Below are 23,819 nucleotides of genomic sequence, written 5' to 3'. Positions count from 1 at the left end.
TCCGCGGGTCAGCCCGCCAGGTGCCGCCGGATCGACTCGACGCCGACCTCGACCTCGCGGAACGACGTCGTCAGCGGGCTGAGCCCGAGGCGGAGGCCGGAGGGCGCGCGGAAGTCGGGGATCACGCCCTCCGCCCACAGCGCGCCGACGATCTCGCGGAAGCGCGGGTGGTCGACGCTCACGTGGCTGCCGCGGCGGTCCTCGTCGCGCGGGCTCGCGACGCGGGCGCCGAGCGGCACGAGGTCGCGGTCGACGAGATCCAGCGCGAAGCCGGTGAGCGCGAGGGACTTGGCGCGGATCGCGGGCAGGCCCGCCTCCTCGATGAGCGCGAGCATGTCCTGCATCGCGAGCATCCCGACGATGGGCGGCGTGCCGCTGAGGAAGCGGCGGATCCCGTCCGCCGGCACGTACTCCGGCCCCATCGCGAACACGTCCTGCGCGCCCATCCAGCCCTGGATCGGCTGCCGCAGCTCGGCCTGCAGCCCGCTCCGCACGTAGCCGTGCGCGGGCGCGCCCGGACCGCCGTCGAGGTACTTGTAGCTGCAGCCGACCGCGAGGTCGACGCCCCACGCGTCGAGCTCGGTGGGCACGACGCCGACCGAGTGGCAGGTGTCCCAGAGCACGAGCGCGCCGGCGTCGTGCACGATGCACGTGATCCCCGGCACGTCCGCGAGGAATCCCGAGCGGTAGGCGACCTGGCTGAGCACGACGAGCGCGGTCCGCTCCCCCACCGCCTCGGCGACGAGCTCGGGCGTGACCCCGGCGTCGGGCGCGACGTCGATCCATCGGATCGTCATGCCGCACTCCTCGGCGACGCCCTCGAGCACGAAGCGGTCGGTCGGGAAGTTGTCGGTGTCGATCACGAGCTCGTCGCGGCCGGGACGCGCGCGGACGGCGGCGCGCACGAGCTTGTAGAGGATCACCGTGGTCGAGTCGCCGACGAACGTCTGGCCCGCCGCCGCGCCGTAGGCCACGCGGCCGAGGTCGTCGCCGATGCGCGTGGGCATCGCGAGCCAGTCCTCGTCCCAGCCGCGGATGAGGCGCCCGCCCCACTGGTCGCGCACGAAGTCGGCGACGCGGTCGACGCTCGCCCGGGTCGGGCGGCCCAGCGAGTTGCCGTCGAGGTAGGCGACCACGTCGTCGGACTGCACGAACAGGTCGCGGAAGCGCGCGAGCGGATCGCGGGCGTCGAGCTGGCCGGCTGACGGGATGGGGCGGGAGGGGGCGTCGGTGCCGCGCGCGTCGGGTGTCACGTCCGCAGCCTACGTTCCGCGCGGGAGGCCGCCGCGATCGCGCGCGCCGAGGAGGCCCCGGTCGCGCGCGCGGGCGGCATCCGGGCTGGCCGACTAGCCGGCCCGGAAGTAGTACGCGTCCGCGATCATCCCCGGCGCCGTGGCCCAGAGGCCGTCGGCGGCGCCGTCGATGGGGATCTCGACGACGACGTTCCCGCTCGCCGTGCCCTGCGGCTCGAGCATCTCGTAGGCATCCGTGAACGCGGGTGCCGGCGCCTGCACGAAGCTGTCGGCGGCCGAGTACTGCGTGCCGTCGGCGGCGAGGAACCCCAGGGCCAGCTCGGAGAGCGGATCCCCCGTGCTCGACCCGAGGTACGTCGCGGTGACCGGGACGACCGCGTACTGCATGCCGGCCGCGGGCGGTTCGTTCGTCGGATCCGCCGCGAGCACGGCCGCGGTCGCGTCGAGGATCGGCGTGCCCAGCGTGACCTGCCACTCCGGGCCGTCGATGCCCTCGCCCGTGACCGGGGTGCCGATCGGCAGCGGGTCGTCGGGGCTCGTGCCGGGCTGGGCCGTCGCGTCGCCGTCGCCGTCGCCGGAGGTCGGCTCGGGGCTGGCGAAGCCGGAGTCGGATCCGGGGCCCGCCGTCTCCAGCGCCTCGGTCACCGAGCCCACGAACGCGAACGTGTATACGAGCGCCAGCACGATGCTGAGGACGAATCCGACGGCGCCGAGGATGAGGCCCGTCAGCGCCAGCGGCTTGCCGTCCATCCGCCGGGCGAGCGAGACGATGCCGAGCACCACCGCGACCAGCGCCGGGATGGCCGTGACGTAGTTGAGGAACGGGATGAAGGCGCCCAGGACCCCGGCGATGCCCACGACCAGCGCCGCGATGGCGAGGCCCTTGCCGCCGCGGGGGCGGGGCGGCGGGCCGGAGACGTAGGGCGGCGCGGGGGCGGCCGGCGGGGCGCCGACCGGCGGCGCGTAGGCGGGGCCGGGCGGGGCGAAGGCGGGGCCGGGCGGGGCGAAGGCGGGGCCGGCGCCGGTGCTGGCGCCGGCGTCGGCGGATCCCGCTGCGGCGTCGTATCCGGCCGGCGGCAGGGGCGGCGCCGGATGGGCGGGCGCGGCCGCGGGCTCGGGCACGGGCACGGGTACAGCGGTGGGCTCAGGCGCGGGCCCGGGCTCGGCGGCGGGCTCGGCCTCGGTGGCGGGCCCGGCTGCGGGCTCGGCCGTGCGCGGGACGGCGGGCGGACCGTAGGGGCTCACGGGGTCGGCCGGGGTGCCCGCCGGGGACGGTTCCTCCTGGGCCAGGCCCTCGGAGGCCGGGCCGTCGGCTACCGGGCCGCTGGCTACCGGATCCTCGCCGCGCGGCTCGTCGGGGTGGGGTCCGTCGGTCCGGCCGGGGTCGCGGTCATCGCTCATGTGACGTTCATAGCGGAGGGTGCCACTCGCGCGGCAGAGCCGTGCGCGAACCGCCCCGGATTGGGGGCGTCAGGCACCGCGGGCGCAGCCGTCCGCGCGGCGTCCCTCCCGTCCCGGTGCGCGCCGCGCGCCCGCGGAGGTCCGTTAACCTCGGGGCGTGCCCCAGCCCGCGTGGACCCCCGACGGCCCGGACCTCGTGATCCACGCGGAGAACCTCGAGGCCGTCCGCGCGCTCCCCGACGGCGCCTTCCAGCTCATCTACCTGGATCCGCCGTTCAACACCGGCCGCACGCAGGAGCGGCAGAACCTCACCGTGACGCGCTCGCCGGATCCTGCCGCCGATCGCGACGCGAGCGCAGAGTCCGTGGCCGCCGCCAGTCCGGCCACGGAGGCCGAGTCCGCGGCCGACGCCGATCCGGCCACGGACGCCGAGTCCGGCACCCATCCGGCCACCACGCTCGACGGCGCGGTGGCACCCGCTCTCGATGGCGCCGCGGCACACGCACCCGGCACCGCACTCGACACCGCTGCGGAGCCCGCCACCCCCGTCGCCCTCGCCGCTGCGAGCACCGCGACGCCCGAACCGGTGCGCCCGCCCGGCGCTCGCCTCGGCTTCCACGGCCGCAGCTACGACTCCGTGAAGGGCATGCTCTACGGATTCGACGACTCGTTCGCCGACTACTGGGACTTCCTCGAGCCGCGCCTCATCGAGGCGTGGCGCCTCCTGGATCCCACGGGCACCCTCTACCTCCACCTCGACTACCGCGAGGTGCACTACGCGAAGGTCGTGCTCGACGCGCTCTTCGGCCGCCGCTCGTTCCTCAACGAGATCGTGTGGGCGTACGACTACGGCGCGAAGTCCCGGCGCCGCTGGCCGGCGAAGCACGACACGATCCTCGTCTACGTGAAGGACCCGATCCGCTACCTGTTCGACTCCGAGGGCGTCGACCGCGAGCCGTACATGGCGCCGGGACTCGTGACCCCGGAGAAGCGCGAGCGCGGCAAGCTGCCGACGGACGTCTGGTGGCACACGATCGTCTCCCCCACCGGCCGCGAGAAGACGGGCTACGCGACCCAGAAGCCGCTCGGCGTGCTGCGCCGGATCGTGCAGGCGTCGAGCCGGCCCGGCGACTGGGTGCTCGACTTCTTCGCCGGATCCGGCACCACGGGCGCCGCGGCCCGCGAGCTCGGACGCCGCTTCGTGCTCGTGGACGAGAACCCCCAGGCCCTCGAGGTGATGCGCGCGCGTCTCGCGGGCGGCGGCACCGTCTTCGTCGAGCAGGGGACGGATCCGGTCGCCGACTGATCCGCGATCGCCCGCCCGGCTACCCCTGCTGCGCGAGCGCGAACGGCAGCACGCGCGTGGCCCCCGCCTTCCGCAGCAGACGGCCGGCGACCGTGAGCGTCCACCGCGTGTCGACCAGGTCGTCCACGAGGAGCACCGGACGCGGATCCGCCGCGAGGTCGTCCGCGAGATGCGCGGGCACCTGGAACCGCGGGTGCACCCGCCCCAGCCGGTAGACGCTGTTGCCGCGCGCGGCGCCGGGCGCCCCGGGATCCACGAGGTCGAGCGACCCGAGGAACGGCAGCCGCCCCACCTCCGCGATGCGCTGGGCGAGGCTCCCGACGAGCTGCGGACGGCTCGCCGACGGCACGTGCACGACCGCGCGCGGGCGCTCGGCCCAGCCCCATTCGGCGAGCACGCGGACGCACGCGGCGACGAGCGCGTCGTCGACCGGCGCGTCCTCGGCGCCGGCCGCGAAGACCGTGCGGAGACGACCACCCCAGCCGAGGTCGGTGAGGCGGGCGAGGGCGCGGCCCTCGTCGACCTGCTCGCCCGCCGCGATCGCCCCGCTGAGCGGCACGCCGACGGTGGACGCACCCGTGGGCCAGCGCAGCCGCGGCTCGATCGGCAGCCCGACCCTGTCGAGCGCCTGCGACGCCGTGGCCGACGCCTGCTGGTCGAGCGACGACGGGTACCACGCGCCCGCGCACCGGTCGCAGCGCCCGCACGGTGCCGCGGTGTCGTCATCGAGCTGGCGCTGGAGGAACTCCATGCGGCAGCCGAGCGTGGTCTCGTAGTCGAGCATCGCCTGCTGCTCGCGCACGCGGGCCGCGGCGACCTGCTCGTAGCGGGCGCGGTCGTAGACCCAGGGGACGCCCGTGGCCGACCAGCCCGAGGTGTCCCGGCGCACGGCGCCGTCGACGTCGAGGACCTTGAGCAGGAGGTCGAGCCGGCTGCGCGAGAGGCTGACCCGCGACTCGAGCGCGGGCACGGACAACGGCCGATCGCTCTCGCCGAGCGCCCGGATGACGGCGGCCGCCTGCTGCTCGTCCGGCATGGACGCGGTGGCGAAGTACTGCCAGATGTCGGGATCCTCGCGGCCGGGCAGGAGCAGCACGTCCGCGTCGGCGGATCCGCGGCCCGCGCGCCCGACCTGCTGGTAGTAGGAGACGGGCGACGACGGCGCCCCGAGGTGCACGACGAAGCCGAGGTCGGGCTTGTCGAAGCCCATGCCGAGGGCGCTGGTGGCGACGAGCGCCTTGACCTCGTTGCGCTGCAGCTCGCCCTCCGCCTGCTCGCGGTCGGCGGGGTCGTCGCGCCCCGTGTACGCCTTGACGGCGTGGCCGGCGTCGCGCAGCAGCCGCGCGGTGTCCTGCGCGGCGGAGACCGTGAGCGCGTAGATGATGCCGCTGCCGGGCAGCTCGTCGAGGTGGCTGAGGAGCCAGCCCAGCCGATCGCGGCTGTTCTCCAGCCGCAGCACGCCGAGCCGGAGCGACCGTCGGGCGAGCGGCCCGCGGATGGTGACCACGGGCACGCGGTCGGTCTCGACGACGCCCGCGCCCGCGGATCCGACGCTCAGCTGCTCCTCGACGTCGGCCACCACGCGCGAGTTCGCGGTGGCGGTGGTGGCGAGCACGGGCACGCGCTCGTCGACGGAGGAGATGAGGTCGCGCAGGCGCCGGTAGTCGGGCCGGAAGTCGTGACCCCAGTCGGAGATGCAGTGCGCCTCGTCGACCACGAGCAGGCCGAGCCGGGCCCGGAGCGCGGGCAGCTGCTCGTCGCGGAAGCGCGGGTTGTTGAGGCGCTCGGGCGACACGAGGAGCAGGTCGACCTCGTCGGCGTCGAGCGCGCGCAGCAGGTCGTCCCACTCGTGGGCGTTGCTCGAGTTCATGGCGACCGCGCGCACGCCGGCGCGACGGGCCGCGGCGACCTGGTCGCGCATGAGCGCGAGGAGCGGCGAGACGAGCAGCGTGGGGCCGAGCCCCTGCTGGCGGAGGAGCAGGGTGGCGACGAAGTAGACGGCCGACTTGCCCCATCCGGTGCGCTGCACGACGAGGGCGCGGGAGCGGTCCTGCACGAGGGCCTCGATGGCCTCGAACTGCCCGTCGTGGAAGTCGGCGCCCGCGACGCCGACGAGCCGGGAGAGGTGCTCGCGGGCGGCGGACCGGAGGCCGGAGGTCGTGGCGGCGGAGGGCGCAGCGGAGGAGGGTGGCGTCGCGGAGTCGGGCATGCGGCCATGCTCCCATCCGCCCCCGACCCCGCCGGGCCGCGGCGACCCCGCGGAGGGAGGGAGCGGCGGCGCGCGACCTGGGGAGGGGCTACCGCTCGGGGCTGGATCCCGGCTCGATGGCCTTCGGCGCCCGCGCGGGTCCCGCGGCCCGGGCGGCCTGCACCGCCTGCTCGGCCTGGAGCTGCCGCATCCGCGCGATCCGCGCGTAGTGCCGCTCCTCCTCCTCGAGGTCGGCGAGCTGCTGCTCGGTGCTCCGCACGCGCAGGTCGACCGCGGCTGCCGCGCGCTCGTAGGCCGCGCTCCGGTCCGGCGGGCCGACGGGCTCGCGCCGCGCGTCCCAGTCGTGCCCGACGCAGAACCACACGATGCTGCCGATGAGCGGCAGGAAGACGATGAGCAGGATCCAGACGAGCTTCGGCAGGTGCTTGACCTGGTCGTCCGGGCGCGTGATGACGTCGACGAGCGCGCACACGGCCACGAGGAGGGGGAGCAGCCCGAAGAGGATCACGGTCAGGGAGCCTAGGGGCGGCGCGGGGCCCGGCGGAAGGCCCTTGCGCGGACGTCGCGGAGGGAGCTGCGCCGCGGCGTTTCGCTCAGTGGACACGGATCCCCCGTCTGTCAGGCGCTCAGGAGCCGTCGGTCCTACAGTCCAGATCGTGGGCTGCACCAGGTGGCCTCAGTGAGGAGGAGATCATGGGTCTCGACGACAAGATCAAGAACGCTGCTCAGGACATCGCGGGCAAGGCCAAGGAGGCGCTCGGCGACCACAAGGGCGACGAGAGCCTCAAGGCCGAGGGCCAGAAGGACCAGGCCGCGGCGTCCGCCAAGAAGGCGGGCGAGGACGTCAAGGACGTCTTCAAGTAGAGCCAGACCAGCAGCGCCAGGAGAGGCGGCGGCCCCCGGGGCGCCGCCTCTCCTCATGCCCGGACGGTCACGGCGCGGCGGGAGCGCCGGAGTCCGCCATGATCCGCTGCACCAGCTCCGCGTCGAGCAGCGCGACCTCGTCCCCGTCGTCCTCCGCGTACGCCCGCACCACGACCGACGCGACGCCGCCCGCCGGGTCGACGTCGACCACGAGGAAGCCGGATCCGCGCACGATGCGCTCCGTGCCGGGCTCGGCGGCCACGTCCGTCTCGTTCGCGACGCCGGGTGCGACCAGCACGGGCACGCCCGCCAGCGACCCGACGATGTGGTGGTGGTAGTGCCCCGAGAGGATCACCCGCACGTCGCTGCCGCGCACGATCTCGGCCAGCCGCTCCGGCCCCTGCAGCGCGAGCGACTCGTGCAGCGTCGTGGGCGCGGGAACGGGCGGGTGGTGCAGCACGAGCACGGTGCCGTGCTCGGCCGGGGTCGCGAGCAGCTCGCGGAGCCCGTCGAGCTGCTGCTCGCGGAGCGCGCCGTAGCCCTTGCCGAGCACGGAGGTGTCGAGGGTCGCGATGCGCCAGCCGTCCACGATGGTGACGCCGTCGATGGGCGGCACGGCCGCGGGATCGCGTCCGTCGTCGGTGCCGGGAGCGCCGTGGCCGTCGCCGAGCACGAGCCGGAAGCCGGAGCGCACGTCGTGGTTGCCGGGCGTGAGCACGAGCGCGGCGCCGCGCGACGAGGTCCACGGCACGAGGCGCTCGCGCAGGAGCGCGTACGACTCGGGGGTGCCGTCCTCCGACAGGTCGCCCGAGCCGACGAGGAGCCGGACGTGCGGGACGCGGTCGGCCTCGACGAGGACGCGCTCGAGGGCGGCGCCCGTGTCGACGACGCCCTGGTGCAGGCCGCCGTCGCGGAGGAGGTGGGTATCGCTGAGGTGGACGAGGCGCAGGGATCCGGGAGGCAGTGCGTGCATGCGCCGACCCTACGGGGGCCGGCCGACACCGCGGAGGACGGCGGGCGGACATCGGGTGACGCCGTCGCCGGTGCCCGGCGGCCGCGCATCCCCCGGCGGTAGCCTCGTGCCACGACGAGAGGGAACCCCATGGCGACGCGCGACGAGATGGACTGCTGGCTCACCGACATGGACGGCGTGCTGGTGCACGAGAACCAGGCCCTGCCCGGCGCGGCGGCCCTCATCCAGCAGTGGCAGGACCAGGGCAAGCCCTTCCTCGTGCTCACCAACAACAGCATCTTCACCCCGCGCGACCTGTCCGCACGGCTCCGCGCGTCCGGCCTGCACGTGCCCGAGGAGTCGATCTGGACCTCCGCGCTCGCGACCGCCGCGTTCCTCGAGCAGCAGATGCCCGGCGGATCCGCGTTCGTCATCGGCGAGGCCGGCCTCACGACCGCGCTGCACGAGGCGGGCTTCATCATGACCGACACGAAGCCCGACTTCGTGGTCATCGGCGAGACGCGCAACTACTCGTTCGAGGCGATCACGCGGGCGATCCGCCTCATCAACGGCGGCGCGCGCTACATCGCGACGAACCCGGACGCGACCGGCCCGAGCGCGGAGGGCGTGCTGCCCGCCACTGGCGCGGTGCTCGCGCTCATCTCGAAGGCCACGGGCAAGGAGCCGTACATCGTCGGCAAGCCCAACCCGATGATGTTCCGCTCGGCGCTCAACAAGATCGGCGCGCACTCGGAGAGCACCGGCATGATCGGCGACCGCATGGACACCGACATCATCGCGGGCATCGAGGCGGGCCTGCACACGGTGCTCGTGCTCACCGGGATCAGCGACCGCGCCGAGATCGAGCGCTACCCGTTCCGGCCCGACGAGGTGCTGTCGGGCGTCACCGAGCTGCTGGACCCGGAGCCGGTCGAGTCCGAGCTCTGATCACGCCGTCGCCGCGGGCGGCACGCTCCGGAGCCGTCGCACCTCCGGGCTGATCAGCGCGGCGAGCGTGGCCGCGACCACGAGCCCCGCGCAGGCGAGGAGCGCCGGCCCCGTGCCCGTGGCCGCCGCGACCGGTCCGGCCACGAGGAGCCCCAGCGGCGCGAGCGACAGGGATCCGAACGAGTCGAACGCGCTCACGCGCGAGAGCACGTCCTCCGGGACCCGCTGCTGCAGCGTGGTGGACCAGAGCACGCCGAACACGTCGATGGCGATGCCCGAGACGAGCATCCCCGCGCAGCAGAGCCAGACGGGCGCGGTGCACGCGAGCAGCAGCATGGGCACGGCGAGCCCGAGGGTCGCCAGCACGGCGGTGCGGATGGGGTGGGCGACGCGGATGCGGGCGGCGAGCGTCGCACCGCCGATGGTGCCGACGGCCTGCGACCCGATGATAATCGACCACGCGGTCGCGCCGCCGTAGTGCTGCGTCGCGACGAGCGGGCCGAGCACGCCGGCCGTCGCGTTGAGCGCAGCGACCACCACGGAGAACTGCGCGGTCGTGACCCACAGCCACTGGCGGGCGGCGAACTCGCGGGCGCCGCGCCGCAGGTCCACGAGGAGCCGCACGGACGCGCGCGCGGGGTCCGGCACGCGGATGCGGGCGATGAGGATGCCGCTGACCCCGAACGACGCCGCGTTCACGACGAGCGCGGTGGTCGCGCCGAACGCCGCCACGACCACGCCCGACAGGCCCAGCCCGATGAGCAGCGCGGCGTTCTGCCCCACCCGGATCGTCGCGTTCGCGCGCTGCAGCTGCTCCGGGCGGACGAGCTGCGGCACCACGCCGCTCATCGCCGGCGTGAACACAGCCGTGGCGATCCCCGAGACGGCCGCGAGCACAGCGAGCCCGGTGATCGACGGGGTCCCGGAGCCCGAGACGAGCGCGAGCCCCACCCAGGCGGCTGTCGCCGTGACCTCCGCGGACACCATGAGCCGCGAGCGCGAGACGCGGTCGGCGACGACGCCGCCCACGAGGATGAGCAGCAGCTGCGGCAGCGCCTGGCACGCGAGGACGACCGAGACCTCCGCTGGCCCGGCCCCCGGGACGCTCAGCACGGCGAACGCGAGGGCGACCCGGCCGAACCCGTTGCCCGCGACCGACACGGTGCGCGCGGCCGCGAGCGCGCGGAACCGCCAGCCGAGCGGGGCGGGCGCTGCGAGGGACATCACCTAACCCCCGCTCCTGGCCGACCCGACGAACGGTGCGCGCACGGGTGGACGACGGTAGGGGAGGGACGAGGTGCCGGGCCGCTCGGATGCACAGCCCGCGGTGGCGGACTAGCTGCTGTCGGGCGTCACCGAGCTGCTGGATCCGGAGCCGGTCGAGTCGGAGCTCTGATCAGCCGGCCGCCCGTTCAGCGGGCGCGGCGGGGGCGAGCAGGGCGCGGATGCCCCGTGAGCGCAGCATCGCGACGCCGACGAGCGCCTCGCCCACGCCGCCCGCGATGATCACGACCCGGAGCGCGGCCTCCTGCCCGAGCGGGTGCAGCGCCACCGTCAGCGCACCGCCGAGGAGCACGGCCGGCGGGTAGAACCCCTGGCCGAGCAGCTTCTTCGCGCCGAGGATCGCGCCCTGCCGCTCCGACGGCGTCCGCTCCTGCCACACCGCGGTGAGGGGCGCGCCCTGCACCTGGAGCGCGACGTTGCGGACCACGGCCGCGAGGACCCAGACCGCCAGGAGCGCGCTCGCCCCCAGCGCGACGCGGCCCACCAGGCCGAGGACGACGGCGGCGCCGGCGATGGCGACGAGCCGCGGGATCCGGTCCCCGCGCGCCGCGACGAACGCGGCGCCGACGAGGAGCCCGACGGATCCGGCGACGCTGAACGCCGCGAGGCTCGCGCCCGAGCCGATGCCGCGCGATCCGAGCAGCAGCACGTACGCGGTCGTGGCGGACGCGGCGATCCCGTTCGCGAGGTTCAGCGCGGCGAAGCCCGCCTGCAGCCGACGGAGCCCGGGGTGGCGGAGGATCCACGCGACGCCGTCGCGCGCCCCGCGGAACGGGTTAGGGGTGCGGCGGTCCGGCGGCGCGTCCCAGCGCACGACGAGGAGCGCGGCGACGCAGCCGAGCGAGGTGACCCCGTCGACGACGAACACGGCGGCGGGCGCGACGACGGCCGACAGGGCGGCACCGAGCACGGGCGCGAGCAGGGTCGGCCCGTCCTGCAGGAGCGAGGTGACGCCGTTGATACGCGTGAGGTCGGCCTCCCGGCGCATCCGGCGGACGCTCGCCGTGAGGGTCAGCGCCAGCGTCGACGCCGCCAGGGCAGAGACCAGGGTCAGCGGGTAGACCACGGCGAGCAGGCGCCCCGGGCCGAGGGCGGACACGACGGCCATCCCGCCGGACACGAGGGCGAGGACCGCGTTGCTCGCGAGCGCGGCCCGGCGGTGGCCCAGGCGATCGGCGGCCCAGCCGGTGAACGGCGCGAGGTAGATGGACGCCACGGTGGACACCACCGTGAGCGCCGACAGGGCGAGCGCGCTGCCCGTCTCGCCGAAGACCTGCAGCGTGAGCGCGAACGAGGCCGCGCTCGCGCCGAGGGAGGACACGGCCTGCGCGCCCCACAGGAGGAGGAACGCGCGGTCGTCGGGTCGGACGCGTGAGGTCACCGATCCGCCGTCCCCCTGGATCCGCGCGCCGGTCACGCGCACGGGGTGTCGAGGGTAGGGCGGGGGCGGGGATCCGCGGGGTCGGGATCCCCAGGCGGGCGGCGCTGCTAGGGGACGACGGGAGGCTGCGGCTTGCCGATGCTGCTCGTGAATGTGCCGCCGCCGGCGCGCGAGACGAAGCAGTAGGCATCTCGGTCGCCCGCGGCCCACTCCTCCTGGCTGATGGGGTACGCCGACTGGTACTGCACGTCGGAGTAGCCGCGGGCCGCCGCGTAGTCGATCACGGTGTCCGCGATGCAGAGCTCGTCGGCGGAGTCGCGCACGGCCTCCTCGCCGGGGAACGCGTCTCCGGTCTGCGGCAGCGCGACGCGGGCGACCATCTGCGCGTGGTGCTCGGAGCCGCAGTCGACGACCGTGAACTCCTCCTCCCACGGCGTCGTGTACGGGTCGATGCACTCGCCGCCGAGGAGCGCGTCCCATGCCTGGACGCCGGCCGCGGCCGGCCCCTGCACGGGATCGGTCGGGGTGGGCGACGGGGTCGGCGTGGCCTCGGGCGTGGCCGTCGCGACGGGGGCCGCGTCGGGCGCGGCGGCGGATCCGAGCCGCTGGCCCAGGTAGAAGAGGCCGACGAGGAGCAGGACCAGGAGGATCGCGCCGCCGACCCAGAGGCCCGTGCGACGCGGGCCGCGGGGTCCGCGTGGGGGCGCGGCGGCAGGAGGCGCGGGGATCCGGGCCGCGTCGAGGACGGGGGCGCGCGGCGCGGGCGCGCGGGGTGCGGGCGGGGCCGCGTACGGCGGCGGGACCGGCGCGGGGCGCGGGGCCGGATCCGGACGCGGGGATGCGGCCGGGACCGCGACGGTGGGGGCGTCGCGGTCGGGGCGCGGGGCGGCAGCGGCGGGAGGCGCAGCGGCAGGGGCGGCTGCCGGGAGGATCCGCGTGCGGTCGTCGGCGTCCTCGGGGTCGGCGGGCCGGTCCTCGGCGTCGGCGTGGGCGCGATCGCTCGCGGGATCCGACGCGACGTCGCCGAAGAGCAGGGAGATCGCGTCGACGGGTTCGGCGGCGGAGGCGTCCGGCGGCGCGAAGGAGCTGGGGGCGGGATCGGGGACGCGAGCGGTCGGGGCGGCGTCGTCCCGCGGCTCGGCACCGTGCTCGGGTGCGCGGTCGGCGTCCGACGGCTCGACGACCGGCGAGGACGGTGCGGCCGTCTCCGGGTCGGTCGCGGCCTCCGGCTCGGGCGCGTCCTCCGGGCGATCCACGGTCGGCGCGGCGTCGGCTCGCTCGGCGGGCGCGGCCTCAGCGGGCACGGCGGCAGGCGCAGCAGCGGCAGCGGCAGGCGCAGCAGCGGGCGCGGATCCGGATGCCCACGCCATCGCGGCGGCACGCGCAGCGGCGGCCGCGGGGGCGAGCGGCGCGGGAGCCGCGTCCTCGTCGTCGCGCTCGGGACCTGCGGAGGCGCCGGCGGACGCCTCCGCGTCGACGTCCCCGCCGAGCGGCTGCGGCTCGACCTCGTCCGCGACGCGTCCCGCGGGATCGTCGACGACCTCCGCGTCCTCGTCCATCCGGTCGTCCCGGAGCGGCGTCAGCTGGACCGGGTCCTCGTCGTCGGGGACTGCCGGCGCGGAGGGATCCTCGACGAGCTCGGCGTCGACCACCGGCGCGTCCGCGGGGACGACCGGCAGGGCCGCGCCGTCCTGCGCGTCGTCGACCGGCTCGAGGACCATCTCGGCGGGCGCGTCATCGCCCGGCGTGGGATCCGCCTCGACCTCGCCGGACAGCACCTCGCCCGGGCCGTCGGCTGCGGGGGCGGGCACGTAGCCGGGGTCGGGCTCGCCGGGGAACTCCACGTCGCCCGCGTCGACCGGGGCGTCCGCGATGCCGGGCTCGGGCGCCGGCGCGTCGAGGTCGGCGTCCGGATCATGGGCGTCCTGGTCGGCATCCACCTGGTCGAGCGGGGCGACGCGCTCGTCGTCCTCGGTCGGGTCGAGCGGCACGATCCCCGCGAGGATGTCGGCGTCCGGCCGCTGCGTCGCGTCGGCGGGAGCGGGATCCACGCCGGCGTCCTGCTGGGCGGCGTCCCGATCCGCGGGCACCGGCTCCCGGCCGTCCGGGCGACCCCAGCCGATGGGCGCGAGCGGCTGCGCGGGCCGCTCGCGGTCGGCGTCGGTGGCGGGACGGACCGCGAACGGGTCGTCGTCGTGGCCGGATCCGCCGCCGGGCGCGCCGCTCACTAGGCGAGCCCCAGGTCCTCGAGGCCGATCGCGTACAGGTAGCGGTGCCCCGCGGCCTCGATCACCTCGCGGGCGTCGGTCGAGCGGTCGACGACCACGGCGACCGCGGCGATCTCCGCGCCCACCTTCTCGAGCGCCTCGATGGCCTTCAGCGGGGATCCGCCGGTGGTGGATGTGTCCTCGACGACGATGACGCGCTTGCCCTTCAGGTCCGGGCCCTCGACCTGGCGGCCGCGGCCGTGGTCCTTGGGCTCCTTGCGGACGACGAACGCGTCGTAGCCGCGGCCGACCGCGGCGCCCTGGTGCAGGATCGCGGCGGCGATGGGATCCGCGCCCATCGTCAGCCCGCCGACCGCGGCCACGTCGGGCACGTCCGCGATGAGGTCGAGCATGACCCGGCCGATGAGCGGGGCGACGCGGTGGTCGAGGCTCACGCGGCGGAGGTCGACGTAGTAGGTGGCCTTCTTGCCGCTCGTCAGGGTGAAGTCGCCGTGGAAGACGGCGTCCTCCTTGATGTGGGCGATGAGCTGCTGGCGGGCGTCGGAGGTCGTCACGCAGCCGATCCTACGGGCGGGGAACGGCGTGGGCCGGTGCGACGGGCGGGCGGGACGCCGACCGGATCAGGCGTCGGGCCCGGTCGGCAGCCCGAACACCGTGCCGACCGCGGCCACGTCGTCGCCGCCGTGGCCGGCCGCCGACGCCTCCGCGTACGTCTCGCGGAGCGCCTCGAGCATCGCGGTGTCGAAGTCGTGCGCGTCGGCGCCGTCGAGCGCGGCGAGCATCAGCGTCACGTCCTTGAGCAGGCCGTCGAGCGCGAACGAGGGCGCGAGCTCGCCGGACAGCATCGAGCCGCCCTTGAGGTGCGCGTACGGGGTGTCGGCGGCTCCGCCCGCGATCGCGTCGAGGAAGAGGCGGGGCTCGACGCCGAGCAGGCGCGCGAGGCCGAGCGACTGGCCGGTGGCCGCGGTGATGGAGGCGATCCACGCGTTGCACGCGAGCTTGAGGGCGGATCCCGGTCCCGCGTCTGGCCCGGCGACCACGGTGCGCGAGCCGGTCGCCTCGAGGACGGGGCGGGCGACGGCGATGTCGTCCGCGGATCCGGAGACGAGGTGCACGAGGAGGCCCTGCTCGGCGGGGCCGCGCGTGCCGAGGACGGGCGCGTCCACGAGGCGGACGCCGTGCTCGGCAGCGAGCGCGGCGATCCGCCGTGTGCCCTCGACGCCGACGGTGGAGGACTGGAGGACGACGGCGTCGGGGCGGAGCGCGGGCGCGACCTCGGCGAGGACCGCGAGCACGGCGTCCGCGTCGAACAGCATCACGACAACGACGTCGGCGTCGCGCACCGCGTCGGCGGCGGTCTCGGCGACGGTCGCCCCGGCGTCGGCGAGGGGCGCGGCCTTGTCGGCGCTGCGGTTCCAGACCGTGAGCGGCAGGCCCGCACGGAGGATCGAGCGGCTCATGCCGGAGCCCATCACGCCGGTGCCGAGGAGCGCCACGCGGGGCTGCCCGTCGGACGCGGGGGTGGATGCGGGCGCGGCAGCGGTGTCGTCGGTCATCCCCCGACGGTACGCCCGCGATCTGCGAGGTCAGCGGGCACGGCCGGCCCGGGACAGGACGACGGGCCGCCCGTCGCGAGGACGGGCGGCCCGTCGGGTGGTGCGGGACGGATCAGACGGCGGGCGCCGCGGACGCGTCGTCGTCGGATCCCTCGCCGGGCATGACGATGTCCGCGACCGTGACGTCGACGCGCGTCACGCGGCGGCCGACGAGCTCCGTCACCGCGTCGGAGATGGCGGCGCGCACGCCGGCCGCGATGTCCTGGAGCGGCACGCCGTACTCGGCGACGAGGGTCACCTCGAACGCGACGCCCGCCTCCTGGGCGTCGACGGCGATGCCCTGCGTGAGGTCGGTCTGGCCGATGCGGTCGCGGAGCTGGCCGATGACGCGGGCCGCGCCGCCGCCGAGAGCGTGCACGCCCGGGATGTCGCGGACGGCGAGGCCCGCGACCTTGGCGATGACGGCGTCGGTGACGGTGGTGTCGCCCTCGGCGAGGACGCTCCCCGTGATCCCGGCGCTGGCGCCGGTGCTCGCGGGCGAGACGCGTGCGACGTCGGCGGGGGTGCTGGTGTTCTGGTCGCTCATGCGGTTCCTCCTCGTGGATGCCCGGTCGCCCGGGCGCGGCTGTGGTAATCATGGGTGAGACGCACGGACGGCGTGGTCCGTCACGGATCGCTCCCGGATCCGCCTCGTCTCCCAGCGCACACGGAGGTACGGCATGGCCCTCTCCTCCTCGTTGCAGGACGCGGGCGACGGCATCCTGGCCGAGCGCGCGGCCGACGGGGACGCCCGGGCGTTCGAGGTGCTGGTCCGCCGGCACGCCCCCTACATGCGCGCGTTCGCGATCCGGCTCACCGGATCCCGCGCCGACGCGGACGACGCCGTGCAGGAGGCGCTCATCACCGCGTGGGACCGCCTGCCGACGCTCGAGAAGCCCGACCGCGTGAAGAGCTGGCTGCTGCAGATCGTCAGCCGGAAGTCCATCGACCGGATCCGCGCCCGCCGTCCCGCCGACGACATCGACGACCACGAGATCGCCGACCGGCTCACGTCCCCCGAGCGCGACGCGGAGACGTCGTCGCAGATGCGCGCGCTGGCGGCGGTGCTCGACGCGCTGCCGCGCGAGCAGCGCGAGGTGTGGATGCTGCGCGAGGTGGGAGGCTTCTCGTACGAGGAGATCGCCGAGAGGCTGGGCTCGACGCCCTCGACCGTGCGCGGCCGGCTGTCCCGGGCGCGCACCACCGTGATGACGAGCATGGAGGAATGGCGATGAGCGGCACCGGACCGGGCGATCCCGGGGAGCGCCTGCCCGTGGATCCCGCACCCGCGCTCGACGCCGACGGCGCGCCCCTCGACATGGCCGCCCTCGCCGACTACCTCGACCGCGGGCGCACCCCGCGCATCGCCGCCTACGAGGACGACCCCGAGACCCGCAACGCGCTCCGCGCCCTCGAGCGCATGCGCGACCTCGGCCGCGAGCTCGTGCAGGTCGAGGCCGAGGAGCAGGAGGCGCCCGGCGACGACTTCTTCCGCGGCGTGCTCGCCCACATCAGCCGCGAGTCGCGCGCCGGCCGCGACATCCCGCTCTCCCACCCGGATCCGGCCGTCCGCCTCGCGCTCACCGAGGGCGCCGTGCGCACCCTGGTGCGGCAGGCCGGGGACGAGGTGCCGGGCGTCCTCGTCGGCCGGTGCACGCTCGACGGCGACGTCACGCGCGCCGGCGAGCCCGTGCGGGTGGCGCTCACCCTGAGCGTCGTGTGGGGGGAGCCGCTGCCCGAGCTCGCGCAGCGCGTGCGCGAGCGGGTGCACGCGGCCCTGCTCCGGCACACCGAGCTGCGCGTCGAGGCGATCGACGTGACCGTGGTGGACGTGCAGGCGCGTCCCGTGCAGGAGGAGGCCGGAGATGACCCTCGACGATGACGCATCGGCCGCCGCGCCCGTCCCCGTGCCGCTCCCCGCGCCCGCCGACCTGTCGCGCGACCTGACCGCCGTCCTCCGCGGCGTCGCGGGCGTGGCCGACGTCTACGCGCCGCGTTCGCCGATCCTGCTGGCCGCCCAGCAGGTGGTCGAGGGCGTCGTGGCCGGATCCTCCACGGCCGTCGAGCAGCTCGTCACCGTCGAGACCGGCGAGGGCACCGTGCTCGTCGAGGCGTCCATCGCGGTGGACGCGTCCGGCCGCGCGAGCGACACCGCGCGCGCCGCGGTCGACGCCATCCGCGCGCGCCTCGCCGAGTCGGTGGGTGCCGAGGCCGCCGCGCGGGCCGCTGTCACGGTGCGCATCGGCAGCATCGGCTGACCCTCCGCGCGGACGGCCGCCCCGCCCGCTCCCGGTACCGTGGACGCATGCGCGTCGCCACCTGGAACGTCAACTCCATCCGCACCCGCGTGGGCCGCGTCGTCGACTGGCTCGTGCGCGAGGACGTCGACGTGCTGGCGATGCAGGAGATCAAGTGCAAGCCCGAGCAGTTCCCGATGGCGGCGTTCGAGGAGGCCGGCTACGAGGTCGCCGTGCACGGGCTCAGCCAGTGGAACGGCGTCGCGATCGCGAGCCGCCTGCCCCTCGAGGACGTCGTGACGACCTTCGAGGGGATGCCGCGCTTCGGCAAGCCCGACGCCTCCGGGCAGCCGCCGCTCGAGGCGCGCGCCATGGGCGCGACCGTCGCGGGCGTCCGCCTCTGGAGCCTCTACGTGCCGAACGGCCGCGCCCTCGACGACCCGCACTACTCCTACAAGCTCGAGTGGCTCCAGGCGCTGGCCGCCGACACCCGCGCCTGGCTCGCCGCGGATCCCGCCACCCCGCTCGCGCTCATGGGCGACTGGAACGTGGCGCCGCTCGACACCGACGTCTGGGATCCGGCGCTGTTCGAGGGCAAGACGCACACGTCCGAGCCGGAGCGCGCCGCGTTCGCCGCGTTCCTCGACGCCGGGCTCGCGGACGTCGTGCGGCCGTCGATCCCCGACGGCTACACGTACTGGGACTACCAGCAGCTGCGGTTCCCGCGGAACGAGGGCATGCGGATCGACTTCATCCTCGGCAACGGCCGGTTCGCCGAGCTCGTGGATGCGCCCCGGATCCACCGCGACGAGCGCAAGGGCGACGGCCCGAGCGACCACGTGCCGGTGGCCGTGGACCTCGACGTCGAGACCGAGCTCGACGACGACCGGCCGATGATCTTCTGACCATCCGCCCCGCGCCGGCATGGCCGCTCGGCCTCCCGCCGATCCCGCCGATTCCGGCCCGGCGGGACGCGCCCCGTAGTCTCGTTCCGTGACCCCCGACGACGACGCGACCCCCGAGCGTGGCCGCCGCGCCGACCGCGGACGCCGCTCCGCCGGCCCGCCCGCCCGCAGCCGACGCCTGCCGCAGCTGCCGACGATCACGCTGCCGACCATCCCGCGCCGGTCGTCCCGGGACCCCGACGCGACCGAGGTCATCCGCCGTCCGTCGGAGCGGAGCGTCGCGCGCGATGCTTCCGCCGCTCGCCGGGACGACGACCGCGGACGCCGGGACGAGGACCTGCCCGGCCCCGACTGGGTGCCGCGCTGGATCCGCCGGATCGACCGCCGGGTCCTCGTCACCACGCTCGTCTCGATGCTCGTCGCCGCGATCGTGGGCGGCACGATCGGCGCCATGGGGCTCGGCCTGATCTTCGTCACCGACGCGTGCGACGTCGACGCCTACGTCTGCCGCGACTCGCTCTTCACGATCGGCTACGGGATCGCCGTCGCGGGCCCGCTGATGCTCACGGGGATCGCCGTCATCGTCGCGCTCGTCGGCATGATCCGCGGGCGCACCCGGCCATGGCTGGTGCTCCTCATCGGCGTGGGCGCGTCGCTCGCGGCGTACATCCTCGGCGCCGCGCTCGTGCTCGTCGCGGTGCCCGGCTCCTCCCCCGTCACCTGATCCCGTGCGCCGGCCCGGCGGCCCGCCGCCGCGGAGGCGGGGGTGCGGCGGTCCGCTAGCGTGGGAGGTCCGGCGCGCCTGACGCGGATCCGGGGGTACGGCCGCGCACGCGGCATGCGAGGGGGCGGTAGTGGACAGCGGACGTGTGGCTCTGGTCATCGAGGACGACGGCGACATCCGCCAGCTGCTCGAGGTGGTCCTGCGCCAGGGCGGCTTCGAGGTGCACTCCGCCGGCACCGCGACCGACGGCGTGCGGCTGGCCGAGGAGGTCTCCCCCGACGTCATCACGCTCGACGTGGGCCTGCCCGACTTCGACGGCTTCGAGGCCGCGCGCCGCATCCGCCTCGTGAGCGACGCCTACATCGTGATGCTCACGGCGCAGGGCGAGGAGGTCGACACCCTGCTCGGGCTCGAGGCCGGCGCCGACGACTACATCGTGAAGCCGTTCCGTCCGCGCGAGCTCCGCGCCCGCATCTCGGCCATGATGCGCCGACCGCGCGGCGGCGGGGACGCGACGGCGACGCCCGCTGCCGGGATGCCGGCCGCATCCGACGCCCCGGGCACGGCCGCCGACGCGGAGGAGCCGAGGCAGCCCGCGTCCTCCGCCACCACGGCCGTCGTCTCGCCCGCCCTCTCGCCCGCCCCACCGGCCGATGCCGCGACGGACGACGCCGACGTCCTCCGTCACAACGGCCTCGAGCTCGACGAGGGCACCCGCCACGTCACGGTCGACGGCGAGCCGGTCGACCTCACGCGCACCGAGTTCGACCTGCTGGCCTCGATCCTCGCGAGCGGCGGTCGCGTGCGCACCAAGGGCGACCTCGTGCGCGACATCCGCAGCGGCTCCTATGCCGTCGCCTCGTCCACCGAGCCGGAGGAGCGCGCCGTGGAGGTGCACCTCGGCAACCTGCGCCGGAAGCTGCACGACGACCCGCGCGAGGCGCGGTGGATCCAGACGGTGCGCGGCGTCGGCTACCGGCTCGCGCCGCCGCGCGGCTGAGGCGCCGGGCGCCGCTCGCTGCTCGCACCGCTCGCCGACGGGACTCAGGGGGCTGCCGCGGGACCGGTGGGTCCCGCGGCAGCTGCGCCGTGGATCGGGGTCCCCTCGGGTGGGATCCCGCTCCGTTCCTCCGACCGGCCTGTCGCGGGAGCCGGTCGGGCGTGCGCGTCGGCCGCCGGGGCGGCCTCGCGCACGGGTCTAGTCGGGCGGGTGTCCCGCCTCCGCGCGGATCCACGAGCGCATCGCGTCCATGCTCCGCTCGCCCACCTCGCCGAGCTCCGGCAGCATGGCCGCGGCACGGGCGTGGTCGGCGGAGCGGATCGCCAGCTCGAGGTGCGCCGCGACGTCGCTAAGCAGGAGCGCTCCCACCATCGCCGCCGAGCTCTTCACGCTCAGGCACGCGTCGAGCGCGGCCGCGCGGTCGGCGGCGCGCACGGCGGCGTCGAGGCGCTCCCAGCGGCTCGGCCACAGGTCGACGAAGAAGCGCAGGAAGTCGACGCAGGCGTGCTGCCCGTCGGTGAGCGCTCCGGGGCACGTCGGCTCCGAGGCGGCGGGGGCGGAGGTGAGGGCGCCGACCGGACGGGGGGATCCGGCCGGCGCCTGCCCGCGACCGGGTGCGGGGGCACCACGGGTCGCGAGGCGGTCGTCCGGATGGGGGGATCCGGACGACGGGGTCCCACGGCGCGGCTCGGGGTGGCCGCGCGGCGGGGTCACGCCGCCCGGCGCGGGAACGCCGAGGGGCGGAGCGGGGGTGCCCGTCGCGGGGACGACGGACAGACGGGCGGGGCCGGGCTCGTCCGACAGCTCGCCCAGCAGCTGCTCCAGGACGCGGACGTCGAGGAGCGGGGGGAGCTGCGGGACACGGGCGGCTCGGGCGCTCACGCCCGACCGCCGACGAGACGATCGGAAGGACCGGGGAGGCCGCCGTCGGGGACCGGCCGCGCATCCGTGGACCCGGCACGGCACCCGGTGCGCGCGGCTCGGGTGCCGCTCGCGGGGTGGTCGTGGGGGATCATCCGGTCCTTCGATCGCTCGTGTCGGACGGGTGGCCCCGTCGTTGCTCGAGCCTGACACCGCCGGATGCCGGATCGGATCAAGGTGGGGACAAGATCAGCTCAAGTCGGCCGCGACGTGGCACGCCCGACGCGGAGCGGCAGCCGCACGCGCATCGAGGTGCCCGTGCCGACGGCGCTCTCCACCTCGATGGACCCGTCGTGCGCCTCCACGATCGAGCGCGTGATGCTGAGGCCGAGCCCCACGCCCGCGACCGTGCTCGCGCGGGCGGAGTTGGTGCGGAAGAAGCGCGTGAACAGCTGCGACGTGTCCTCCGCCGACATGCCCACGCCGTCGTCGGTCACGCACAGGCGGAAGTGGTCGCCGTCGACCCCCACCTCGGTGATGACCGTGCCGCCCTCCGGCGTGTACTTCACCGCGTTGCTGAGCAGGTTGTCGAGCACCTGGCCGATGCGCACGGCGTCGACCTCCGCGACCAGCTCCTCGTAGTCCGGCTCGACCAGGGTGACGCCGCTCGCATGCGCGTGGGGGCGGATCACGTCGAGCGCGTTCTCGACGATCTCGCCCACGTCGACGAGGTTCCGGTTGACGGCGAGCGTGTGCTGCGCCGCCGTGAGGAGGTCGCCGATGAGGCCGAGGAGGCGCTGGGCGTTGCGCTCCACGATCGCGAGGCGGGCGGCGGTGATCCGGTCGTCGAGGTCGTCCTCCTCGAGGTCGTCGGCGATGAGCTCGACGTACCCGAGGATGGAGGTGAGCGGCGTCTTCAGCTCGTGCGAGACGCTCGCGACGAAGTCCTCGCGCTCGGTGACCGCGAGGGCGAGCGCCGTCACGTCCGTGCTGACCACGACCGTCCCGAACATGCGCCCTGAGGCGTCCACGAGCGGGGACAGCGACGAGAGCACGGCCTTCTGCGCGCCGCCCTCGCCGATCCAGTACACCTCCCGGCCGACGACCTCGCCGGCGCGGGCCCGGGCCACGAGCTGGCGCTCGGGCGGCACGACCGTCACGCGGTCCTCCTCGTAGACGAGGCGGCCGAGCATCGGGTCGTCCGGATCCACGGGGCCGGCGAGAGCCATGAGCTCGCGGGCCGCGCGGTTGCGCAGCATGATGCGGCCCGTCGCGTCGAGCACGATGACGGTGTCGTCGATCGCGTCGAGCACGCCGTCGATGATCGAGTTGCGCTCCTGCAGGTCGACGAGCGTGCCCGTCAGCTCGCGCTGCATGTCCTCCAGGCGCGCGTGCTGGCGGATCAGCTGCTGGGCGAGCAGGTTCACGGCGACGGCCACGAGGAGCATCACCACGGGCAGCACGACGAGGTGCGACCAGCCGGTCGTGCCCTCGGGCACGGTGCCCGTCCGGAAGTAGGGCAGCGCCAGCACCGACGCCGTGCCGAGGGCGCCGAGCCACAGGACGTGCAGGGCGAAGGCGTACGCCAGCCAGATCACCGGGAACACGATGAGGAAGGCGGTCGACGGCACCTGGTCGCCGATCGCGTCGTGGCAGAGGGCGAGCGCCACGAAGTCGACCATCGGCAGCACGGCCACCCAGTCGGAGTCGATGCGCTCCCAGGGGACGACGGCCGCCACGATGGTGACGATCGCGGCGACGACCGTGCCCGCGACGAATCCGGGACGGGCCACGGAGTCGAGGTCGCCCGCGCCCGCGACGACGCCGACGACGGCGAGGCTCAGGATGAAGGGCAGCTGCGCGTGCAGCGGCTTCGAGAGCGTCATGCTCCGGAGCACGGCCTGGGCACGGGACACCGGATCGCGCCGCACGTCGGAGGGAGCAAGCTCGCCCACGTGACCCCCCGGATGCGGTCACACCGTCCCGCTTATCGATGATAGCCACGAGTGGAGCGACCGCCCCTGGCCGACGTACCCCGTGGTATGAGCCCGTACGATTCCCGGATGGCCGATCTCCCGCACGAGCACCGCGTGGAGATCGCGTTCCTCGTCGCCTCGCCGGTGCACCGGCTGGAGGGACGCCCGTCCGACGGCCCGCGGGACGAGCCGGGCGAGCCGCCGTCGCGGTCCTCGGTGCGCGTGCGCGCCGGGCTCGGGATCGTCGGCGACCGCTACTTCGGCCAGCGCGCCCACCGCATGGCGGCGGTCACGGTGATGGCCGTCGAGTCGGTGGAGCGCGTGGCGCGGGAGCTCGGCGTCGAGGCGGGACTGGACCCCGTCGACACGCGCCGCAACGTGCTGCTGCGCGGCGCGGACGTCGACCGGCTGCGCGGCATGCGCTTCAGCATCGACTCTGGTCACGGGCCGGTCGAGTTCCAGGGCCACCGGCCGGCGAACCCGTGCGCGTGGATGGACGTGATGCTCGCGCCCGGCGCCTTCCGCGCGCTCCGCGGCCGCGGCGGGGTGCGCTGCGAGCCGCTCGGCGACGGGATCCTCACGGTCGGCCCGGCCGTGCTCCGCACCGAGCGGCCTCTCGGCGAGGAGGACGAGGCCGACGCCTGCGGGGCGCGGCTGTTCTGACGCGCCCCGCCGCCTCGGCCGCGGCCCTCGCG

Annotated in this window: 23 protein-coding genes; 10 read left to right on the top strand and 13 right to left on the bottom strand. The window is 75.5% G+C overall.

The window, feature by feature from the left end; translation table 11 throughout:
* Positions 1–8: 8 nt before the first annotated feature.
* Together KYT88_RS02335 and KYT88_RS15940 are read right to left on the bottom strand one after the other, a co-directional pair.
* The gene (locus tag KYT88_RS02335) at positions 9–1,253 is read right to left on the bottom strand and encodes a kynureninase (protein ID WP_043585439.1); all 1,245 of its coding nucleotides are present in this window, start codon (positions 1,251–1,253) and stop codon (positions 9–11) included.
* Positions 1,254–1,346: 93 nt separating this feature from the next.
* Positions 1,347–2,654: a DUF4190 domain-containing protein gene (locus KYT88_RS15940; RefSeq protein ID WP_304522804.1), complete on the bottom strand. Its 1,308-nt coding sequence runs from the start codon at positions 2,652–2,654 to the stop codon at positions 1,347–1,349.
* A gap of 157 nt (positions 2,655–2,811) precedes the next feature.
* On the opposite strand from KYT88_RS15940, the gene KYT88_RS02320 reads away from it, so the two are divergent.
* On the top strand, positions 2,812–3,960 hold the full coding sequence (locus tag KYT88_RS02320) for a DNA-methyltransferase (RefSeq protein WP_043585445.1): 1,149 nt from the start codon (positions 2,812–2,814) through the stop codon (positions 3,958–3,960).
* Between the two features lie 19 nt (positions 3,961–3,979).
* On the opposite strand, the gene KYT88_RS02315 is transcribed toward KYT88_RS02320, so the two are convergent.
* Positions 3,980–6,169 carry a RecQ family ATP-dependent DNA helicase gene (locus tag KYT88_RS02315; protein WP_043585451.1) on the bottom strand — a complete coding sequence of 730 codons (2,190 nt, stop codon included), beginning with the start codon at positions 6,167–6,169 and terminating at the stop codon, positions 3,980–3,982.
* Positions 6,170–6,257: 88 nt separating this feature from the next.
* Positions 6,258–6,677 carry a PLD nuclease N-terminal domain-containing protein gene (locus KYT88_RS02310; protein WP_043585453.1) on the bottom strand — a complete coding sequence of 140 codons (420 nt, stop codon included), beginning with the start codon at positions 6,675–6,677 and terminating at the stop codon, positions 6,258–6,260.
* Positions 6,678–6,862: 185 nt separating this feature from the next.
* Between KYT88_RS02310 and KYT88_RS02305 the strand changes: the two genes are divergently transcribed.
* Positions 6,863–7,033: a CsbD family protein gene (locus tag KYT88_RS02305; protein WP_043585457.1), complete on the top strand. Its 171-nt coding sequence runs from the start codon at positions 6,863–6,865 to the stop codon at positions 7,031–7,033.
* A gap of 67 nt (positions 7,034–7,100) precedes the next feature.
* On the opposite strand, the gene KYT88_RS02300 is transcribed toward KYT88_RS02305, so the two are convergent.
* A complete protein-coding gene (locus tag KYT88_RS02300; RefSeq protein WP_043585459.1) occupies positions 7,101–8,006 on the bottom strand; it encodes a metallophosphoesterase in 906 nt (301 codons plus the stop codon).
* Positions 8,007–8,135: 129 nt separating this feature from the next.
* Here KYT88_RS02300 and KYT88_RS02295 point away from each other — a divergent pair, with 129 nt between their 5' ends.
* Positions 8,136–8,933: an HAD-IIA family hydrolase gene (locus KYT88_RS02295; RefSeq protein ID WP_011931704.1), complete on the top strand. Its 798-nt coding sequence runs from the start codon at positions 8,136–8,138 to the stop codon at positions 8,931–8,933.
* On the opposite strand, the gene KYT88_RS02290 is transcribed toward KYT88_RS02295, so the two are convergent.
* From KYT88_RS02290 to KYT88_RS02265, 6 genes are all read right to left on the bottom strand, one after another.
* Entirely contained in the window at positions 8,934–10,157 is a 1,224-nt protein-coding gene (locus tag KYT88_RS02290; protein WP_043585464.1) for an MFS transporter, read from the bottom strand.
* Positions 10,158–10,329: 172 nt separating this feature from the next.
* Positions 10,330–11,598, bottom strand: coding sequence for an MFS transporter (locus KYT88_RS02285; protein ID WP_043585854.1), 1,269 nt, complete (start codon positions 11,596–11,598; stop codon positions 10,330–10,332).
* A 107-nt stretch (positions 11,599–11,705) separates the two neighbouring features.
* A complete protein-coding gene (locus KYT88_RS02280) occupies positions 11,706–13,826 on the bottom strand; it encodes a septum formation family protein (RefSeq protein WP_043585466.1) in 2,121 nt (706 codons plus the stop codon).
* Positions 13,826–14,380 (bottom strand): orotate phosphoribosyltransferase, encoded by a 555-nt coding sequence (gene pyrE / locus KYT88_RS02275; protein ID WP_043585467.1) that lies wholly within the window; start codon positions 14,378–14,380, stop codon positions 13,826–13,828. Before pyrE ends, KYT88_RS02280 begins: the two co-directional genes overlap by 1 nt.
* 66 nt (positions 14,381–14,446) lie before the next feature.
* A complete protein-coding gene (locus KYT88_RS02270; RefSeq protein WP_081840922.1) occupies positions 14,447–15,382 on the bottom strand; it encodes an NAD(P)-dependent oxidoreductase in 936 nt (311 codons plus the stop codon).
* A gap of 112 nt (positions 15,383–15,494) precedes the next feature.
* A complete protein-coding gene (locus tag KYT88_RS02265; RefSeq protein WP_043585469.1) occupies positions 15,495–15,968 on the bottom strand; it encodes an Asp23/Gls24 family envelope stress response protein in 474 nt (157 codons plus the stop codon).
* Between the two features lie 133 nt (positions 15,969–16,101).
* Here KYT88_RS02265 and KYT88_RS02260 point away from each other — a divergent pair, with 133 nt between their 5' ends.
* From KYT88_RS02260 to KYT88_RS02235, 6 genes are all read left to right on the top strand, one after another.
* Entirely contained in the window at positions 16,102–16,656 is a 555-nt protein-coding gene (locus KYT88_RS02260; RefSeq protein ID WP_043585471.1) for an RNA polymerase sigma factor, read from the top strand.
* Positions 16,653–17,303: an Asp23/Gls24 family envelope stress response protein gene (locus KYT88_RS02255; RefSeq protein WP_051629329.1), complete on the top strand. Its 651-nt coding sequence runs from the start codon at positions 16,653–16,655 to the stop codon at positions 17,301–17,303. Before KYT88_RS02260 ends, KYT88_RS02255 begins: the two co-directional genes overlap by 4 nt.
* Entirely contained in the window at positions 17,287–17,679 is a 393-nt protein-coding gene (locus tag KYT88_RS02250) for a hypothetical protein (RefSeq protein ID WP_043585472.1), read from the top strand. The genes KYT88_RS02255 and KYT88_RS02250 overlap by 17 nt, the downstream gene beginning before the upstream one ends.
* 47 nt (positions 17,680–17,726) lie before the next feature.
* Entirely contained in the window at positions 17,727–18,563 is an 837-nt protein-coding gene (locus tag KYT88_RS02245; protein WP_043585475.1) for an exodeoxyribonuclease III, read from the top strand.
* An 88-nt stretch (positions 18,564–18,651) separates the two neighbouring features.
* On the top strand, positions 18,652–19,287 hold the full coding sequence (locus tag KYT88_RS02240; protein WP_043585477.1) for a hypothetical protein: 636 nt from the start codon (positions 18,652–18,654) through the stop codon (positions 19,285–19,287).
* A 130-nt stretch (positions 19,288–19,417) separates the two neighbouring features.
* The gene (locus KYT88_RS02235; RefSeq protein WP_043585481.1) at positions 19,418–20,287 is read left to right on the top strand and encodes a response regulator transcription factor; all 870 of its coding nucleotides are present in this window, start codon (positions 19,418–19,420) and stop codon (positions 20,285–20,287) included.
* A gap of 198 nt (positions 20,288–20,485) precedes the next feature.
* Here the strand turns inward: KYT88_RS02235 and KYT88_RS02230 are convergent, their stop codons facing one another.
* Together KYT88_RS02230 and KYT88_RS02225 are read right to left on the bottom strand one after the other, a co-directional pair.
* The gene (locus tag KYT88_RS02230) at positions 20,486–21,169 is read right to left on the bottom strand and encodes an Hpt domain-containing protein (RefSeq protein WP_237583746.1); all 684 of its coding nucleotides are present in this window, start codon (positions 21,167–21,169) and stop codon (positions 20,486–20,488) included.
* A gap of 233 nt (positions 21,170–21,402) precedes the next feature.
* Positions 21,403–23,034, bottom strand: a complete 1,632-nt coding sequence (locus KYT88_RS02225; protein ID WP_237583745.1) for a sensor histidine kinase — start codon at positions 23,032–23,034, stop codon at positions 21,403–21,405.
* A 177-nt stretch (positions 23,035–23,211) separates the two neighbouring features.
* Between KYT88_RS02225 and KYT88_RS02220 the strand changes: the two genes are divergently transcribed.
* The gene (locus tag KYT88_RS02220) at positions 23,212–23,787 is read left to right on the top strand and encodes an MOSC domain-containing protein (protein ID WP_043585491.1); all 576 of its coding nucleotides are present in this window, start codon (positions 23,212–23,214) and stop codon (positions 23,785–23,787) included.
* Positions 23,788–23,819: the final 32 nt, after the last annotated feature.

It is taken from the genome of Clavibacter sp. A6099, assembly GCF_021919125.1.
GTDB lineage: Bacteria > Actinomycetota > Actinomycetes > Actinomycetales > Microbacteriaceae > Clavibacter > Clavibacter seminis.
The sequence above is the reverse complement of the archived record's forward strand: the minus strand, read 5'-3'. Positions and strand labels throughout refer to the sequence as shown.